Raw genomic sequence first — 16951 nt, forward strand, 5'->3', positions numbered from 1 at the left:
ATAGCTAAAATAAAAATTTTTAAACCTAAATAATCTTAAATAGAATAGATTTCTATACAACTAACTATTTTAGAAAATTAATCAATTCTTACGATGTTCTACTGAAAATTCGTTCAATAAATCTATTTTAACGAATTGATTTACAAAATATAAGTAATTAAAACACCTTAGAATTTGATAAATAATATTAAATTTGAGTTTATTAGTATTTTAAGTTAGATGTCAAAGCAATGCTTTGAAATTAAGAAGGTCAAGAGAAATCTTGACCTTTATTTTTTATATTTAATCGATATGATAATGACTCGGAAAAGCCTTTTTAGGATTTTGTTTGAGAATATTCAACCTGAATTGACTTTCTAAAAATCCATAACCATAATTGAAAAATTGAATTAAAGTTGTTTGAATTGATAATAAACCTACAACCGCAGATTTGAAACGAATAGTCGAGAAAATAAAAATCAAAAACATATAAATTAACCACAAAACAAATGGAATTTGTAGGATAAATTGATGTTTCGGAAGAATAAAACTCAACAATAAAAATAAAAATGCAACTAAAGTTCCGACAAAAAATAAACTCGGAAACCAAAAAGTTGGTTTGATATAATTTGGATGACGTTGATTAAGAATTGGGCGCGCAACTCCAAATTGATAGACTTGTTTCGCAAATTTCTTTAACGAAGTTCTACGTTTATGAATCACTTTCGAATCTTGAAATAATCTCGTTTCAAAACCATTTTCCCACAAACGCATTGATAAATCTGGATCTTCTCCAACGCGTAAATCTGCAAAACCACCTGTTTTTTCGTAGGCTTTTCGAGAAATTCCCATATTAAAACTTCGCGGCTGAAATTTACCAATTTGCTTTTTTCCTCCTCTGATTCCTCCTGTTGTCAAAAATGAAGTCATCGAAAAAGTAATTGCTTTTTGCAAATCTGTAAACGAATCATCTGCATCATCTGGACCACCAAAGGCATCAACAAAATTGGTTGTTAATTCTTTTTTAACCGATTTAATATAAGTCGAAGGAATAATCGTATCAGAATCTAAGAAAATGAAATAATTCCCACTTGCTTTTTCCATTCCAAAATTTCTCGATTTTCCTGGACCTGAATTTGTTTTGTAATAATAATGAAGATCTAATTGAGTTTCAAATTTAGCACAAACTGTATCCAATTTATTTTGAGAACCATCGTCTACAATAATAATTTCGAATAACTTATCCGTTTGTTTCACTAAACTTGACAATAATTCTGTCAATTCATCTTGACGTTCGTAAACGGCAATAATTATCGAAAGTTGCAAATCTTCTTTTCCCAAAATATATTATTGATTGAATGATTCTTTCAACTCTAATGTCACTTTCTGAATTTCATCTAAATTCTTAAAATGATTCAATTTGAAAGTTGATTTTGATTGTTTCAATTCGTGAACAATTGCCAAAATAGTATCCAATGGACTTTGCTCCTCTCCTTTCGAAGTTTCGTCAAAATTAATTCCGACCAAAGAAACTTCTTCAATCATTCCGAACAACCATTCTTCTAAAAAAGTATTCAAATCAATCGAATCAATTTTATGATTTGCCCATTGATTTTGTTTCGCTTTTTCAGCTAAATCTGTATTCGACCAAAAGCAAATTACTTCTAAATTAGAGCCATCTTCGTACTCAAACTCTTCCGAATACGAAATAGCAAAACCTTCTTCAGAAGTTAAAAGATATACTTTTTGATCTTGACAAATTTCTTTTATAAATTGACTCACTTCTCTTAATTTTGATTTTTAGTTTTTTTACTTCCTTCGTACATTTCGTATTGTAAAAAGTCGCATTCTAACTTACCGTTAAACACTTTTATCTTTTTCGAAGGACGTAAACCGACATATTTTTTGGCTTGTAAATCTGATGTGATAAACCACGCCAATGTATTTGGATAACTCGATTTTAACGTGTCTCCAATTTGTTTATAAAATTCTTGGTTATTGTTTTCAATACGCTCATCATAAGGAGGATTGAACACCAATAAAACTGGGAATAATTCCTTTTTAGATGTAAAGAAATCTTGGTGACGAATTTCGATGAAATCTTCTAAATCAGCAGATTTTATATTCATCTGCGCAATTTTTACCATCATTGGAGAAATTTCGTATCCAACAATTTTATATTCAGATTCTTTGATTCGATTTAGACGCGTATTACGAATTTGTGTGAACAATGTTTCGTCATAATCTGGCCAATTCTGAAAAGCAAAATGCTTACGATGAATTTGCGGCGGAATATTATTCGCAATCATCGCTGCTTCAATCAACATTGTTCCCGAACCACACATCGGATCAAGGTAATTTCCTTTTCCATCATAACCTGCTTGCAACAACAAACCTGCTGCTAAAACCTCGTTAATTGGAGCTGGACCAGTTTCTTCACGATAACCACGTTTGTGTAAAGATTCTCCAGAAGAATCTAACGATAACGTAATTTTATCGTGCGAAATATGTAAATTGAAACGTACATCTGGAAAATCTTTATCAATGCTTGGACGACGACCATTTTTTTCTTTGAATCGATCTACAATAGCATCTTTCACTTTAAGCGCTGCGTAATGTGAATGCGTAAAATAATCTGAATGAACAGTTGGATCAATCATAAAAGTTTGATCGACATTCAGATAATTTTCCCAATGGAATTTCTTAAATTTCTCGTACAATTGATGATCATTTTTCGCAGAAAACGAAAGAATTGGCTTCTGTATACGAAGTGCCGTACGCAAGCTATAATTTGCTTTGTACATAAAACCTAAATCACCATTAAATTCAACCATTCGGTTTTGAATTTTAACATCTGCCGCACCCAACGCTTTTAATTCTTGCGCTAATATTTCTTCGAAACCAAAAAAGGTTTTCGCAATCATTCTGAAATTTTCCAAGGAAATAAAATTTTTACAAAAGTACGGGAAATAAAGGAAATTGAGAAAGGAATAATTGTTTTTCGATATTCTAAACTAATTTATATCTTAACAAAAAATATTTCATGGATCAAGAAACTAAATATGAAAAAATATTGGTTCGATATTATAGTAAGGTTTTAGAAGAAGAAATAGTTGAAACACTTTGGACAGAAACCATAGACAAAGAAAAAGGATTATATAAAATTGAAAATATTCCGTTCTATGGTCCATGTTTTTCAAGTGACGATATAGTATTTGCTGAATATGATAACGATGAAGAATGTTTAACCTTTAGAAAAGTAATTGAATTTTCTGGAAATTCGACAGTTCAAGTTATAATAATGAATGATGAAATTAATAGAGATAATATCAGAAATATTTTTAGAAATTTTGGTTGCGAAAGTGAAGCGCTAAATGAAAAATATTTTGTTCTAGAAATTCCTTTAAAAATAGATTATAAATCTGTTTTTGATAAATTAACCGAATTACAAGAAAATGAATTTATTGCTTTTGCAGAACCTGTTTTATCAGAAAAACACCGTGATGAAACCAGATAATAATCTTAATAATATTTTTTAATTTCTATATTTTCCTTCATCTACATTCTTCGTACCTTTCGGCTATTAAAGTTTAATTTTTTAGAATTCGATATAAAATGGAAAAAATCACAGATCGCCTTTCAACTTTGAGAGAGGTCATGAAACAAAATGGAGTTAGCGCAACAATTATTCCTGGAACAGATCCTCATGGAAGCGAATATTTACCAAATCGTTGGAAAGAGCGTACTTGGATTTCTGGTTTTAATGGTTCGGCTGGAACTGCAGTTGTTACATTAGAAAAAGCGGCTGTTTGGACGGATTCGAGATATTTTATTCAGGCAGAAGATCAATTAAAAGACACGACTTTTGAGTTGATGAAAATGAGAATGCCAGAAACACCTTCTATCAACGAATGGATTATTTCTCAATTAAAAGAAGGAGAAGTTGTAGGACTTAATCCCCAGATGTTTGCGCACAATGCTTTTGCAGAAAATTTAAATGAGTTTTCATTCAATCAACTTTCAGTTAAAAATATTGATTTAATTGATTTAGCTTGGCAAGATCGTCCTGCTTTACCAGAGAATCCATTCTATATTTATGATGTAAAATTTGCTGGAAAATCTGCTTCAGAAAAAATTTCGGAAGTACGTAATGAAATGAAAAAAGCGAATACGAATGTCTACATTATGAATTCGTTGGATGAAATCGCGTGGTTGTTTAACATTCGTGGAAATGATGTTAACTATAATCCATTGACCATTTCGTATGCTGCTGTAGATACAGAAAATGCGTATTTATTTATAGATGAAGCAAAAGTAACTCCAGAAACAAAAACTGCTTTAGCAAATGAAGGAATTACAATTCAACCTTATTTAGCGATTTATGATTATTTAAAAAATCAGAACGAAAAATCGCATGTTTTGATAGATGGAAATCGAATTAATCAATCGTTATACGAAGCAATTTCTACTTCTTCAACAATTAATTTAGTTTCTTCTCCTGTTACAAATCTAAAATCTGTTAAAAATGAAATCGAGCAAGAAGGTTTCAGAAATGCAATGGTAAAAGATGGCGTTGCTTTGACGAAATTTTTTATGTGGTTAGAAGAAAATATTGACAATAATATTAATGAAGTTACAGTTGATGAGCAATTGAAATTTTTCCGTTCTCAACAGGAAAATTGTAAAGGTGCAAGTTTCGGGACTATTTGTGGATACGCAGATCACGGCGCAATGAACCACTACTCTGCTTCGCCTGAATCTGCTTATACATTAGGACGTAAAGAAATGTTGTTAATCGATTCTGGAGCTCAGTTTTTGGAAGGAACAACAGATATTACGCGCACATTGATGTTAGGAGAACCAACGGCGCAACAAAAAACAGATTATACCTTAGTTCTTAAAGGAAATATTGGTTTATCGGAAGCTATTTTTCCTGTTAATTCTCGTGGTTCTTTGTTAGATGTTTTGTCGCGTAAAACGCTTTGGGAAAACGGTTTCAATTATGGGCACGGAACTGGACACGGAGTTGGTCATTTCTTATGTGTACACGAAGGGCCACAAAGTATTCGTTTAGAAGAGAATTTAACTCCACTAAAAGCTGGAATGGTGCTTTCTAACGAACCTGGTTTGTATCGCGATGGTGAATACGGAATCAGAATCGAGAATCTAATGATTGTTCAACCAGCTATGTCTACTCAATTTGGTGATTTCTTGAAATTTGAGATTATTACAGTTTTCCCAATTGAGAAGAATTTGATTGATGTTAATTTAATGACAAACGAAGAAATTACGTGGTTGAATAATTATCATCAATTTGTTTTCGAGAAAATTTCTCCATTCTTAGATGAAAAAGAAACAACTTGGTTGAAAGAAAAATGTGAGGCTATTTCTAAATAAATCAATTTAATTTCAACAAAAATTCATTCTGAACTTGTTTCAGAATTAGACATAAAAATATAAGAAGCTGAAATAAATTCTGCTTACAAAAAAAATCCTATTCACTTTCGAATAGGATTTTTTATTTCCCATAAAATTTGTATTATTGCAACATATTTGCATTAAGAAATGAAAAGACGAAATACACCAACCAAGCAAGCGGTTATTGATTTGTTCAATTCGTGTACGACTGCATTAAATCAGGAACAAATTGAAACGCAATTGCAAGGAAAAATGGACAGAGCAACGATTTATCGTATTCTGAATAATTTTTGCGAAGACGGAATGATGCATAAAGTTGTGGGAGATGATGGCGTAAATTATTTTGCGATGTGCAAGACGTGTTGTGAGTATACACAGCATCACCACGATCATTTTCATTTTCGTTGCACGACTTGCAATCAACTTATTTGCTTGAAAGAAGAAATAAAAATTAATTTACCCGAAGGGTTTTCGATGCAAGATTGCAATTGCGTCATTACAGGAACTTGTCCAAATTGCCAAAAATAACAACAATGGATTTACAATGGTTTGTAAAATGGTTTAACTCGCCATATTATCATATTTTATACAAGAACAGAAGTCTTACAGAAGCGGAAGATTTTATTCAAAAAATCACGAATTATTTACAACTTCTGCAGCACGCAAAAGTGTTAGACTTGGCTTGTGGAAAGGGACGACACGCTATTACATTAAATAAATTAGGTTTTGATGTTTTAGGAATCGATTTATCTGAAGAAAGTATCAAATACGCCAAACAATTTGAAAATGAATATTTAAAATTTGAAAAACATGATATGCGCGAAGTCTATCATCCAAACGAATTTGATGCAGTTTTCAATCTTTTTACAAGTTTTGGTTATTTTGAGAATTATGATGATAATTTTAAAGTTTTTGAAGCTGTAAAACAACAAATCAAATCGCATGGAATCTTTGTTTTAGATTATTTGAATGCAGAAAAAGTAGTTTCGACAATGATTCCTTATGAAGAAAAACTGATAGATGGAATTTTATTCAAAATCACAAAATCTGTCGAAAATGGTTTTATCAAAAAAGAAATTGATTTCACAGATAAAGGTGAAACATTTCATTTTGAAGAGTTTGTTCGTTTAATTTATTTCAACGATTTCAAAAAAATATACGAAACAGAAGGTTTTATTTTAGATAAAGTATTTGGAAATTATAATCTTGAAGCTTTTGATGAACAAACTTCTGACCGATTAATTTTAGTTTTAAACAAATGAAAGAAAGTCTAATCTTAATTTCAAGTGTGTTAATTGGAGTTTTATTTTCTCGAATATTACTCAAAAATAAACACAACTCAAAACTGCTACTTACCTTTAGTGGTGCGTATTTCTTGGCGATGACCGTTTTAGAAATTTTGCCTCAAGTTTATGGACATCCATCTGAAAATCATAATCATCATTCAATCGGATTGTTTGTTTTATTAGGTGTTGTTGTGCAATATATTTTAGAAACGATCAGTAAAGGCGTTGAGCACGGACATATTCATTTGCACAAAAAAGAGCAATTTCCTTTCGGAATTTTTGGCGGATTATTTTTGCATTCGATTATCGAAGGAATTCCTGTTGCAAATGCAGAATCTCACAATTTTATGTGGGCAATTTTTGTACATAATATTCCAGTTTCGATGATTTTGTTTAGCGCATTGTGTCAACATACAGAATCTAATGCAAAACGTTTTCTGTTTATGACTTTGTTTGCTCTAGCTGCTCCAATGGGATATTTCTTAGGAAAACATACGATTATTTCTAATTATTCTTTGGAAATGAGCGCAATTGTTTCGGGAATATTTTTACATATTTCAACCGTAATTTTATTCGAAAGTAATGAAGGACACAAATTTAATTTGAAAAAATTCGGTTCTATTTTAGTCGGATTTGTTCTCGCTTATCTAACGGTTTCTATGCATGTGCATTCACATTAAAAATAACAAAAAAGAAGTTCAATTTTGAACTTCTTTTTTGTTTATTATAACATTTTTCGATGATCTAAAACTAAAATTTCTCCATTCGAAACAAATTTCCATTTTTGATCTTTCTTGCATTCAGAATTTGGTGTTGCTGATTTAATATCAAATTCAACTTCTTTGGTTTTCATCAAAATTGAAGTATGATAATCGCATTCACCAATTTTTACATTGGTTGAAACATTATCATTTGCCAATAAATCCGTTTCTGGAATAGATTTTATTGCTTCATTTATAATATTCAAATCTAATTCATTATAAATCAAATCAAAATTATCTGTGACTAAATTTGTCGATAATCGAAACGAATTTGCTTCAACATCTGTCCTAATCGCAGTATTTTTGGTATTCAAATCTAATTCTTCGATACGTTTTGGACAATCCAAATAATCTGGAATTTTTTGCACTTGTTTACTTTGTAAATCTTTCTGAAAAGCTTTAAGTTCAGAAAATAATTGTTTTTTTTCGGGTGAAGCTTCTTTAAATTCTGTTGTTTCTGTTAATTCTTGTTGAGTAAGCTTTTTAATTTCAGATTTATTTTCTGAACAATTTAATAAAAGAAATAATGTAAAAAATGAGTAAAAATAATGTTTCATAAGCAAGGATATTTGGTTTTACTAATTTATGAAACATTATTCTCAATTTCAATTATTTAACGTTCTGAATTATAAATTTAATATAAATGAGAAATTGAGAAATATTAATTAAGATTATTTATATTTTTCTAAATCTAAACCAAGAATATCTCCAACTTTAGAAAATTCTTCATTTACCTTAGCATTCAAAATGAGTTGTTCATTAGTTATTGGATGATTAAATACCAATTGATGAGCGTGAAGCATCATTCCTTTCAATCCAAAATTCTCCAACCACAATTTATTTTGCTTATTACAACCGTGCGGACGACTTCCCAAAATTGGATGAAAAATATGACGAAAATGCTTGCGTAACTGATGCATACGACCAGTTTCGGGAATTGCTTCTACCAAACAATAACGCGAAGTCAGATGATTGTTATACTCTAAATCAATTTCGGCAGTTTGCAAACGATGAAAATAGGTAATTGCATTTTGCTTTACACCAGCGTCATTCGTCAAATCATAATCTATCGTCATTTCTTCGGGAGCCCAACCACGCAAAATAGCCAAGTATTTTTTCTCAACTTCGCGTGTTGCAAAACGATCATTCATAATTTTTAAACTTTCTTTATCTAAAGCAAAGAGCAAAACTCCTGACGTTTTACGATCCAAACGATGAATAGGATAAACATGTTGCCCACCGATTTGATTGCGTAATTCCTGAACTGCAAAAACAGACGCATCACGCGCATAAAAAGATTTGTGAACCAACAATCCGCTCGGTTTGTTAATGGCAATAATATATTCGTCTTGATAAAGAATTTCTAACATTTGACAAAAATAGAAAGTTATTTTCGGTTAGAAAATAGAACAGTCTTATATTTATTGTTTAATAAAATTGAATGAAAAAAGGATTGATTATTGGAAAAGGTTGGTTGGGATCAAGATTAGAAAAGTATTTAGAAAAGCAATTTTTGATCGAAACTACGAAACGTATTTCGGATGCACAAAATTGTTTTTCAATCGATTTTGATAATTATAAATCTGAGAAAATCTCAACGGATTATGACTTTGTTGTTGTGACAATTCCATTTGGAAGAAGAAATAATTTAGAAAATTTACAACAACGATTTCAACACTTGATTGACTTTTTAGGAGATTATAACAATCAACTTATTTTACTTAGTTCAACAGCTATTTATCCTGAAAATAATGAAATTATTTCTGAAAATTCAATTGAAACTATTTATTTAAATAACCCTTATTATTCAATTGAAAATCAATTAAAAGAAAAGTTCAGTCAATTGATTATTTTACGCTTAGGCGGATTAATGGGAGACGATAGATTCCTTTCTAAATATACAGATTTAAATAATCAAAATCTATCTCAAATGGTGAATCATATACATTATCAAGATGTTTGTCAAGTGATCGAAAAAATGATTAATACAAATAAAAATTCATCAACTTATAATGTCGTTGCACCAAAATATCCTACCAAAGAAGAAGTGTTAGAATATCAGTTAAACAAGAAAATTATTTCCTCTACAAATCGAGAAGGAAAAATAATTTCAAGTCAAAAAATACAATATGAATTTAATTATGAATTCATTTATCCAAATCCAGTTTACTTTAAAGAAGATTAGTATTTATTCTTCTTTTCTTTCGATTTAAACACAAAATAAAATGTTACTACTGATATGACAGTAATTAATATTGTGTCCCAATGTTCTTTGAATAGAGTCGTGATATTTTCCATTTTTGATGTTTATATAGTTTAAAATTATAAAAAAAGCTGCTCTTACGAACAGCTTTTTAGAATTTATCTTAAACTATTGATTAAGCGTGAATTGGACGATTGTCTGTAGCAGCTAAAGCAGCTTCTTTAATCGCCTCTGAGAATGTTGGGTGAGCATGAGACATTCTTGTCAAATCCTCTGCAGATGCACGGAATTCCATTGCTACAACTCCTTCTGCAATTAAATCTGCAGCACGAGCACCAATAATATGCATTCCTAAGATTTCGTCTGTGTTTTTATCAGCTAAAATTTTAGCAAAACCATCTGTATCCATAGATGCACGAGCACGTCCTAAAGCTTTGAATGGGAAAGAACCAACTTTGTATTCTACTCCTTCTTCTTTTAATTGCTCTTCTGTTTTACCAACTCCTGCAACTTCTGGCCAAGTATACACAACACCAGGAATTAAGTTATAGTTGATATGAGGTTTTTGACCTGCTAATTGCTCAGCAACTAAAACACCTTCTTCTTCTGCTTTGTGTGCTAACATTGCACCAGCAACAACGTCACCGATAGCATAAATGTTAGAAACATTAGTTTGTAAGTGATCGTTTGTTTTGATACGACCTCTTTCGTCAACCTCTACTCCTACGTTTTCTAAACCTAAAGATCCTGTGAAAGCACGACGACCAACTGCTACTAAAGCGTAATCTCCGTTAATTTCAATTTCTTCTCCTTTTTTAGAAGTCGCTTTTAAAGTAACATCGTTTCCGTTATTTACAACAGAAGTTACACCTGTAGAAGTGTGGAATTTCATTCCTTGTTTTTTCAATACTTTTGTCAATTCTTTAGACAAAGCACCGTCCATTCCTGGAATAACACGGTCTGCATATTCTACAACTGTTACTTGAGAACCTAAACGTAAGTAAACTGATCCTAACTCTAATCCGATAACACCACCACCGATAACGATTAAGTGTTTTGGAACTTCTGTTAAAGCTAATGCTTCTGTAGAAGTGATGATACGAGTTTTATCTGTTGGTGCAAATGGTAATTCAGATGAAACTGATCCAGTTGCGATAATTGTATTTTTAGCTTCAATTTCTTGAGTAGAACCGTCTTTAGCAGTTACAACAATATGAGTTGCGTCTTTAAAAGCACCTGTTCCTTCTAAAACATCAATATTATTTTTACTCATCAAGTATTTGATACCAGCTACGTTAGTATCTACAACACCTACCTTGCGAGCAATCATTTGAGTGAAGTTTACTTTTGGAGCATCGATTTCGATTCCGTGCTCTTTAAAGTGATTTACAGCATCGTAATAGTGGTGAGAAGAATCTAATAAAGCTTTTGACGGAATACATCCTACATTAAGACATGTACCACCTAAACTTTCTTTCTCGATAATTGCTGTTTTAAATCCTAATTGCGCTGCGCGAATAGCTGCAACATATCCTCCAGGTCCAGCACCAATTACGGCTACATCATAAGAACTCATATAGTTTTATTTTGATTTATTATTATAATTAATTTAAACTCTACAAATATAACCAATATCGAATAGATTTTCGTTATAAAATTGTAATGAATTTTGTTAGGAAATTGGGAAACTAAGCTATTTTTTAATATCTGATTTGATAAAATTCAAAATATCGTCTTCAGTACACAATTCATAATCAGGAGAAATTCCTTTTGGATAAATATTCTTTTTAGCATCCATCATATAACCAGCTGTTAAAACTAACATATCTCCATTAAACAATTTAGTTTCAGCATTTATTGTTGCTGCTCCCATTGTTTTATTACCTAAAACTTTGACATTTGAAAGTGATTTTAATGAAATTAACGTTGCTTCTCCGGCGCTAGATGTTTTTTGATTAATCAAAACATAAATTTTCTTTGGATGAATTGTATTTACTATTGGAGTATTAAGATATCCTTTTGATAAATTATTAACTCCATTAAAAAAATATCCATCTTTTTTTGACCATGTAATATCATCATTATTGATTTTAGAATATCCTAATATATTATCTTCATAAAATGGTAATAAAGATGTTATCATCGCCCAATTAGAACCACCTAAATTATCACGCAAATCAATAATCCAATAGTTAGAATTTGCTTGTTCAGAAATAATTTTCAGGTTATTGAAAATATAGTCTTTATCACTTATCGTTTTATCAAAACCATGACGCTTAATCCTAATATACGCTACGTTAGGAATTTTAATCAGCTTACTATTATCGTCTACCTTTAACAAACAAGCACTATCAACTTTTGCTTTCGGAAAACGACCTCTTAATAACACATTATCTTTCGTAAGATAATGTGTATGATTATTTCCTAATAAAGTAATTGCCTCTACAATCGCCGAATCTTTCGATATTTTAGATTTCTCGATTACTTTTTTCTCCAAATTCTCCCAATCAACTTTATCTCTATCGATAAAACCTTTTTTCATGACAGAAAATAATTCTTCATAATCAGATGTAATTTCTGAAACTGATGATTCATTAACGACCTTTTCTTTACAACCAAATGTAAAAAGGATTAAAAAAATAAAAGAAAATCTATTTATTCTCATTGTTCTCTAAATTCATATTGTGAAATTTAAAGATAAATGATTTTTAAATATTATAAACTTTTTCCTCTAAAATACCAGACTCAAATTCAATTGGTTGTTCGTTCTGTCTAAAAATTCGGGCAGATAATTTTCCTTTCAATTCCACCACTCCATTTTCTACACGAAGCCAACTTCCTTCTCTCAATCCAACGACAACTTGATGATTAAACTTGTGAAATTCATTAATACGCGTTTCTCTTGTTTCTCCTTTGTGTGTAGAATTTGGATCAGGATCCAAATAATGCGGATTAATATTAAAAGGTAGAAATTGCAATGCATCAAAACTTGGTGGATAAACGATCGGCATATCGTTTGTTGTTCCAATTGTAAAACCTGTCAAATTACTTCCTGCGCTAGTTCCAATATATGGCGTTCCGTTATGTACAGCACTTCTCAACTCTTCTACCAAACCAAGTTCATATAACGTTTTTAGCAATAAAAATGTATTTCCTCCTCCAATAAAAATCGCTTTAGCTTGTAAAATTGCTTCTTTTTTATTCTCGAAAGTATGCAAACCTTTTACAGAAATTCCAACCGTTTGCAAAGCATCTTTTACATTTTGCGTATAATCATCGTACGAAATTCCCGAAGGACGCGCATAGGGAACAAAAATGATTTCATCAGATTGAATAAATTCTTTGATTTCATCTTTTATATATTCTAAAAAACTAAAACCGTGAATAGTACTCGTACTTATCACTAATAGTCTATCATTTGGATTTATCATGTTATCGAATTTTAACTCAAAAGTAAGTTTAAAATAAGAAAGTAGGTGATAAATTGACAAAAAATTATACCGAATTACTTTACTTTTGTACAATTCTAAAAATTGGAATTTCACGATTTTTAAATCTTCATGAAAAAAATAGTACGCTTCATTATACCTTTATTCATAGTTGTTATTATGCTAATAATTGGAATAGAACAAACACTTCGCAAAATTCCAAATGATTACAAATACAAAGCAGATTATTTAAAAGAAAATGGAAAACAAATAGAAACTTTGATTCTTGGGAGTTCTCATACTTTTACGGGATTGAATCCAAAATTATTTAAACATAAAACTTTTAATGCTGCGCATTCTGCCCAATCATTGGATTTAGATTATAAAATTTTTGAACAAAATCGAAAATATTTACCCAATTTAAAAACCATTATTATTCCCATTTCGTACTTTTCATTTACAAAACAATTGAATGATTTTAATCAAAAAAAGTTAAAATATTATTCAATTTATTGGAATGTTAATATAAATAATAATGACTTAAATCTTAATTACGAAATTTTTTCAGAGCCAATTGAAGTTAATTATAATCGAATAAAAGATTATTGGATTGAGGATAAAAATAATTTAACAATAGATATTAATGGATATATAAATAAGCGATACGAACCAAGTTGGAATGATAGTATTTATGCTAAAAAAACGTTTGAAAGACATCGTGCAAATTTGAATTCAACTCAAGTACAACATATTATAGAAACACATTATCATGATTTAGAACAAATTATAAATCAAGCAAAATCAAATGATATAAAAGTTGTTCTATTAGCTACTCCTACAACTAATTTGTATAAAAATTATGTCATAAAAACACCTCAGTATTTCAACTTAAAAAATAATATTAATCGCTTATCGAAATATAATAATGTCATTTTCATCGATTATTTTATTAATAATGAAAATTTCAGTAAAAAAGATTTCAAAAATTCAGATCATTTAAATGCAAAAGGTGCAGATAAGTTAACCTTTAAGGTGGATTCTATTATGAATAAAATAGTTGCTATAAATTTTCGCTTTTTTCCTTCGCTTATTTCAACATTAAAATCATCTTCGTATCTTCACCTCTCAAACAACAAATAATGAAATTCGTTACTTTCTTAGAAAATCAGCAAGAAAAAGTAGGTCTTGTTTGGCAAGATGCTATCTATGATTTGACAAAAATTAATCACAACTTACCTTCTACTCTAATCGAAATCTTAGCAGATGACGAGTTTTCACTATTAATCTGTCAACAGATTACACACGAAATTTCACGTGGTGAGTATAAAAATGCGGTGGTAAAAGAACCACAAATTTTGGCGCCAATACCCCATCCAGCAAGTTTTAGAGATGCGTATGCATTTCGCCAACATGTAGAAACTTCTCGCTTAAACAGAGGTTTGGATATGATTCCCGAATTTGATCAATTTCCTGTATTTTATTTTTCTAATCATCAAGCTATTCAAGGTCTAGGAAAAGTTTATGCAATGGAAAAACATTTCGATCGAATGGATTTTGAACTTGAGGTGGCTATTGTCATCAAAAAAGAAGGCATCAATATCAAAGCAGAAAATGCGGACGAATATATTGGTGGTTTTATGGTTTTAAATGATTTGAGTGCACGTGCATTACAAATGGAAGAAATGAAACTGAATCTTGGTCCAGCAAAAGGAAAAGACTTTGCTTCTATGTTTGGTCCATATCTAGTCACTCCAACCGAAATCGAAAAATATAAAGTTGAGCCTAAAGAAGGACATATCGGAAATTGCTATGATTTAGAAATGTCTTGTTCTGTTAATAATATCGAAGTTTCTCGTGGAAATTTCAAAGATATGCATTGGACTTTCGCGGAAATTATTGAACGTATTTCGTACGGTGTAAAACTTTATCCTGGCGATATTATAGGATCTGGAACTGTTGGTACAGGTTGTTTTCTTGAATTGAATGGCACTGGGAAACGTCAGAATCCAGCTTATCAAGAACAATGGTTACAACCAAATGATACCATCGAAATGTCTGTTACAGGATTAGGAAAATTAGTAAATTCTGTTCATCTTTATACCCAATAAACTCAACTTATGCAACATACAAAATCTTTTGAGCCAAATACAAGTCAATTTGATGACATTTTCAAACACGCCATTTCTCCACGCCCTATTTGCTTTGCAAGTACGGTAGATAAAGATGGGAATGTGAATTTGAGTCCATTTTCATTCTTCAATATGATGGGACAAAATCCACCTATTTGCGTGTTTTCACCACTTCGAAAAATGAGAGATGGATCGACAAAACATACATTAGAAAACATTTGGGAACACCCAGAATGTGTGATTAATATTGTCAATTATAACATGGTTCAGCAACAATCGTTAGCAAGTGTGGAATATCCAAAAGGTGTAAATGAATTTGTAAAAGCTGGCTTTACAGAATTACCTTCAGAGTTGGTAAAACCGCCTCGTGTAGCAGAATCTCCGATTCAGTTTGAATGTAAAGTGCGTGAAGTAATTTCTGTTACAGATCAACCAGGTGCAGCTAATTTGGTGATTGCTGAAATTGTGCGCATGCATGTGCAAGAGGATTTATTGGATGAAAATGATAAAGTTTCGCCTTATGATTTGGATTTAGTTGCTCGCATGGGAGGCGATTATTATTGCCGAGTTATTCCAGAATCTATCTTCGAAGTCGAAAAACCTACGCGTACAATTGGTTTGGGAATAGATCAACTTCCAGATGAAGTAAAGCATTCTAATTATTTAACTGGAAATAATTTAGGTCAATTAGGAAATGTAGAAAAATTACCAACTAATGAAATGATTCGTAATTTCAAAGAGCAATTGACAGAACGATTAGATATTCAGAAATTTAAATCTGCAGAAGTACGTCATCAAGTTGCAGCAAAACTTTTGGAACAAGGTGATGTAAATGGTGCGTGGTATTGGTTGTTAATAAAAATTTAGACAATGAGTAAAACTGCATTGGTTTTAGGAAGCTCAGGTTTAATTGGTTCTCTTCTCTTAGAAAAGTTATTCAATCATCCTGATTATTCTACTATTGTCACAATTGTTCGAAAACCTCAAGAAATCAATCATCCAAAGTTAATTGAAATCGTAACTGATTTTAATTTAGAGATTAATTTAGAAGAAATCCAGCAGATTGATTCTATTTTTTCGTGCTTGGGAACAACTCGAAAAAAGACGCCTGATTTAGATGCTTATCATAAAATTGAAGTCGATATTCCGAATCAATTTGCAAAGCTTGGGAATCAAAAAGGACTAACTAGGTTTCATTATATTTCGGCAGTTGGTGCAAATGCGAACTCGTCTAATTTTTATTTAAAAATGAAAGGCGAAGCCGAAGAAACTTTGCAAAAGAATACTATCAAACAATTGTTCTTGTATCGTCCGTCTTTGTTAATTGGCAATCGAGCGGAATATCGTTTAGCTGAGAATATCAGTGCAAAAGTTTTTCCTTTGATTAATATATTTTTACGAGGAAACATATCTAAATATAAATCAATTGAAGCTGAAAAAGTTGCTCAATCACTTATTGAAAATGATTTGCATTCAACATCAAATAAAGTTTCAATTTTACATTACAACGAAATAATTAATTCGATAAATACAACACAATGATCATATTAGCCGTACTCTTACCTTGGTTATCATTCATTTTAAGAGGAAAAATAATACAAGGCGTTATTTGCTTAATCTTACAAATCACCTTAATTGGATGGTTGCCCGCAGCAATTTGGGCTGTTGCGTCACTTTTGGACGGAAGAAACAAAGCAAGAATAAAAGAATTGAATAGATAAATAATAGCCAACTAACAAAAGTTGGC

19 protein-coding genes are annotated in these 16951 nt (G+C 30.9%); 11 read left to right on the forward strand and 8 right to left on the reverse strand.

Annotated features, from left to right (window positions below):
* Positions 1–282: 282 nt before the first annotated feature.
* The 3 genes from B4A23_RS03655 to B4A23_RS03665 are packed head-to-tail and all read right to left on the reverse strand — an operon-like array spanning position 283 to position 2924.
* Positions 283–1320 (reverse strand): glycosyltransferase, encoded by a 1038-nt coding sequence (locus B4A23_RS03655; RefSeq protein ID WP_291116955.1) that lies wholly within the window; start codon positions 1318–1320, stop codon positions 283–285.
* 6 nt (positions 1321–1326) lie between these two features.
* Complete coding sequence (locus B4A23_RS03660; RefSeq protein ID WP_291116958.1) at positions 1327–1761, reverse strand: DUF2750 domain-containing protein; 435 nt, start codon at positions 1759–1761, stop codon at positions 1327–1329.
* Between the two features lie 5 nt (positions 1762–1766).
* Positions 1767–2924, reverse strand: a complete 1158-nt coding sequence (locus B4A23_RS03665; protein WP_291117473.1) for a THUMP domain-containing class I SAM-dependent RNA methyltransferase — start codon at positions 2922–2924, stop codon at positions 1767–1769.
* 98 nt (positions 2925–3022) lie between these two features.
* Between B4A23_RS03665 and B4A23_RS03670 the strand changes: the two genes are divergently transcribed.
* From B4A23_RS03670 to B4A23_RS03690, 5 genes are all read left to right on the forward strand, one after another.
* Positions 3023–3496 carry a DUF4265 domain-containing protein gene (locus B4A23_RS03670; protein WP_286485098.1) on the forward strand — a complete coding sequence of 158 codons (474 nt, stop codon included), beginning with the start codon at positions 3023–3025 and terminating at the stop codon, positions 3494–3496.
* Between the two features lie 98 nt (positions 3497–3594).
* On the forward strand, positions 3595–5376 hold the full coding sequence (locus B4A23_RS03675) for an aminopeptidase P family protein (RefSeq protein ID WP_291116961.1): 1782 nt from the start codon (positions 3595–3597) through the stop codon (positions 5374–5376).
* A 168-nt stretch (positions 5377–5544) separates the two neighbouring features.
* On the forward strand, positions 5545–5925 hold the full coding sequence (locus B4A23_RS03680; protein ID WP_291116964.1) for a Fur family transcriptional regulator: 381 nt from the start codon (positions 5545–5547) through the stop codon (positions 5923–5925).
* Positions 5926–5930: 5 nt separating this feature from the next.
* Complete coding sequence (locus B4A23_RS03685; RefSeq protein WP_291116967.1) at positions 5931–6659, forward strand: class I SAM-dependent methyltransferase; 729 nt, start codon at positions 5931–5933, stop codon at positions 6657–6659.
* Positions 6656–7363, forward strand: coding sequence for a ZIP family metal transporter (locus tag B4A23_RS03690; RefSeq protein WP_286485102.1), 708 nt, complete (start codon positions 6656–6658; stop codon positions 7361–7363). The genes B4A23_RS03685 and B4A23_RS03690 overlap by 4 nt, the downstream gene beginning before the upstream one ends.
* A gap of 44 nt (positions 7364–7407) precedes the next feature.
* On the opposite strand, the gene B4A23_RS03695 is transcribed toward B4A23_RS03690, so the two are convergent.
* Both B4A23_RS03695 and B4A23_RS03700 read right to left on the reverse strand, forming a co-directional pair.
* Complete coding sequence (locus tag B4A23_RS03695; protein ID WP_291116970.1) at positions 7408–8001, reverse strand: hypothetical protein; 594 nt, start codon at positions 7999–8001, stop codon at positions 7408–7410.
* A gap of 114 nt (positions 8002–8115) precedes the next feature.
* Positions 8116–8814: a pseudouridine synthase gene (locus B4A23_RS03700; RefSeq protein ID WP_291116973.1), complete on the reverse strand. Its 699-nt coding sequence runs from the start codon at positions 8812–8814 to the stop codon at positions 8116–8118.
* A 71-nt stretch (positions 8815–8885) separates the two neighbouring features.
* Between B4A23_RS03700 and B4A23_RS03705 the strand changes: the two genes are divergently transcribed.
* The gene (locus B4A23_RS03705; protein WP_291116976.1) at positions 8886–9629 is read left to right on the forward strand and encodes an epimerase; all 744 of its coding nucleotides are present in this window, start codon (positions 8886–8888) and stop codon (positions 9627–9629) included.
* A gap of 193 nt (positions 9630–9822) precedes the next feature.
* Here B4A23_RS03705 and lpdA read toward each other — a convergent pair whose 3' ends face one another.
* The 3 genes from lpdA to pepE form a co-directional block, all read right to left on the reverse strand.
* The gene (gene lpdA / locus B4A23_RS03710) at positions 9823–11223 is read right to left on the reverse strand and encodes a dihydrolipoyl dehydrogenase (RefSeq protein ID WP_038331480.1); all 1401 of its coding nucleotides are present in this window, start codon (positions 11221–11223) and stop codon (positions 9823–9825) included.
* A gap of 117 nt (positions 11224–11340) precedes the next feature.
* A complete protein-coding gene (locus B4A23_RS03715; protein ID WP_291116979.1) occupies positions 11341–12312 on the reverse strand; it encodes a S41 family peptidase in 972 nt (323 codons plus the stop codon).
* 43 nt (positions 12313–12355) lie between these two features.
* Positions 12356–13078 (reverse strand): dipeptidase PepE, encoded by a 723-nt coding sequence (gene pepE / locus B4A23_RS03720; RefSeq protein ID WP_291116982.1) that lies wholly within the window; start codon positions 13076–13078, stop codon positions 12356–12358.
* A 129-nt stretch (positions 13079–13207) separates the two neighbouring features.
* Here pepE and B4A23_RS03725 point away from each other — a divergent pair, with 129 nt between their 5' ends.
* From B4A23_RS03725 to B4A23_RS03745, 5 genes are read left to right on the forward strand one after another with little or no spacing between them, the layout of a single operon-like run.
* On the forward strand, positions 13208–14215 hold the full coding sequence (locus B4A23_RS03725) for a hypothetical protein (RefSeq protein WP_291116985.1): 1008 nt from the start codon (positions 13208–13210) through the stop codon (positions 14213–14215).
* Positions 14215–15183 carry a fumarylacetoacetate hydrolase family protein gene (locus B4A23_RS03730; RefSeq protein ID WP_291116988.1) on the forward strand — a complete coding sequence of 323 codons (969 nt, stop codon included), beginning with the start codon at positions 14215–14217 and terminating at the stop codon, positions 15181–15183. The genes B4A23_RS03725 and B4A23_RS03730 overlap by 1 nt, the downstream gene beginning before the upstream one ends.
* A gap of 9 nt (positions 15184–15192) precedes the next feature.
* Positions 15193–16071, forward strand: coding sequence for a flavin reductase family protein (locus tag B4A23_RS03735; protein ID WP_291116991.1), 879 nt, complete (start codon positions 15193–15195; stop codon positions 16069–16071).
* A 3-nt stretch (positions 16072–16074) separates the two neighbouring features.
* Positions 16075–16746, forward strand: a complete 672-nt coding sequence (locus B4A23_RS03740) for an NAD-dependent epimerase/dehydratase family protein (protein WP_291116994.1) — start codon at positions 16075–16077, stop codon at positions 16744–16746.
* A complete protein-coding gene (locus B4A23_RS03745; protein ID WP_171622766.1) occupies positions 16743–16925 on the forward strand; it encodes a YqaE/Pmp3 family membrane protein in 183 nt (60 codons plus the stop codon). The genes B4A23_RS03740 and B4A23_RS03745 overlap by 4 nt, the downstream gene beginning before the upstream one ends.
* Positions 16926–16951: the final 26 nt, after the last annotated feature.

The sequence above is a fragment of the Empedobacter sp. UBA7248 genome, assembly GCF_002472945.1.
GTDB classification, from domain to species: Bacteria; Bacteroidota; Bacteroidia; order Flavobacteriales; family Weeksellaceae; genus Empedobacter; species Empedobacter falsenii_C.

Coding starts and splice junctions, on each gene's coding strand:
- B4A23_RS03670 (WP_286485098.1), top strand. CDS start 3,023: ATGGATCAAGAAACTAAATATGAAAAAATATTGGTTCGATATTATAGT.
- B4A23_RS03675 (WP_291116961.1), top strand. CDS start 3,595: ATGGAAAAAATCACAGATCGCCTTTCAACTTTGAGAGAGGTCATGAAA.
- B4A23_RS03680 (WP_291116964.1), top strand. CDS start 5,545: ATGAAAAGACGAAATACACCAACCAAGCAAGCGGTTATTGATTTGTTC.
- B4A23_RS03685 (WP_291116967.1), top strand. CDS start 5,931: ATGGATTTACAATGGTTTGTAAAATGGTTTAACTCGCCATATTATCAT.
- B4A23_RS03690 (WP_286485102.1), top strand. CDS start 6,656: ATGAAAGAAAGTCTAATCTTAATTTCAAGTGTGTTAATTGGAGTTTTA.
- B4A23_RS03695 (WP_291116970.1), bottom strand. CDS start 8,001: ATGAAACATTATTTTTACTCATTTTTTACATTATTTCTTTTATTAAAT.
- B4A23_RS03700 (WP_291116973.1), bottom strand. CDS start 8,814: ATGTTAGAAATTCTTTATCAAGACGAATATATTATTGCCATTAACAAA.
- B4A23_RS03705 (WP_291116976.1), top strand. CDS start 8,886: ATGAAAAAAGGATTGATTATTGGAAAAGGTTGGTTGGGATCAAGATTA.
- lpdA (WP_038331480.1), bottom strand. CDS start 11,223: ATGAGTTCTTATGATGTAGCCGTAATTGGTGCTGGACCTGGAGGATAT.
- B4A23_RS03715 (WP_291116979.1), bottom strand. CDS start 12,312: ATGAGAATAAATAGATTTTCTTTTATTTTTTTAATCCTTTTTACATTT.
- pepE (WP_291116982.1), bottom strand. CDS start 13,078: ATGATAAATCCAAATGATAGACTATTAGTGATAAGTACGAGTACTATT.
- B4A23_RS03725 (WP_291116985.1), top strand. CDS start 13,208: ATGAAAAAAATAGTACGCTTCATTATACCTTTATTCATAGTTGTTATT.
- B4A23_RS03730 (WP_291116988.1), top strand. CDS start 14,215: ATGAAATTCGTTACTTTCTTAGAAAATCAGCAAGAAAAAGTAGGTCTT.
- B4A23_RS03735 (WP_291116991.1), top strand. CDS start 15,193: ATGCAACATACAAAATCTTTTGAGCCAAATACAAGTCAATTTGATGAC.
- B4A23_RS03740 (WP_291116994.1), top strand. CDS start 16,075: ATGAGTAAAACTGCATTGGTTTTAGGAAGCTCAGGTTTAATTGGTTCT.
- B4A23_RS03745 (WP_171622766.1), top strand. CDS start 16,743: ATGATCATATTAGCCGTACTCTTACCTTGGTTATCATTCATTTTAAGA.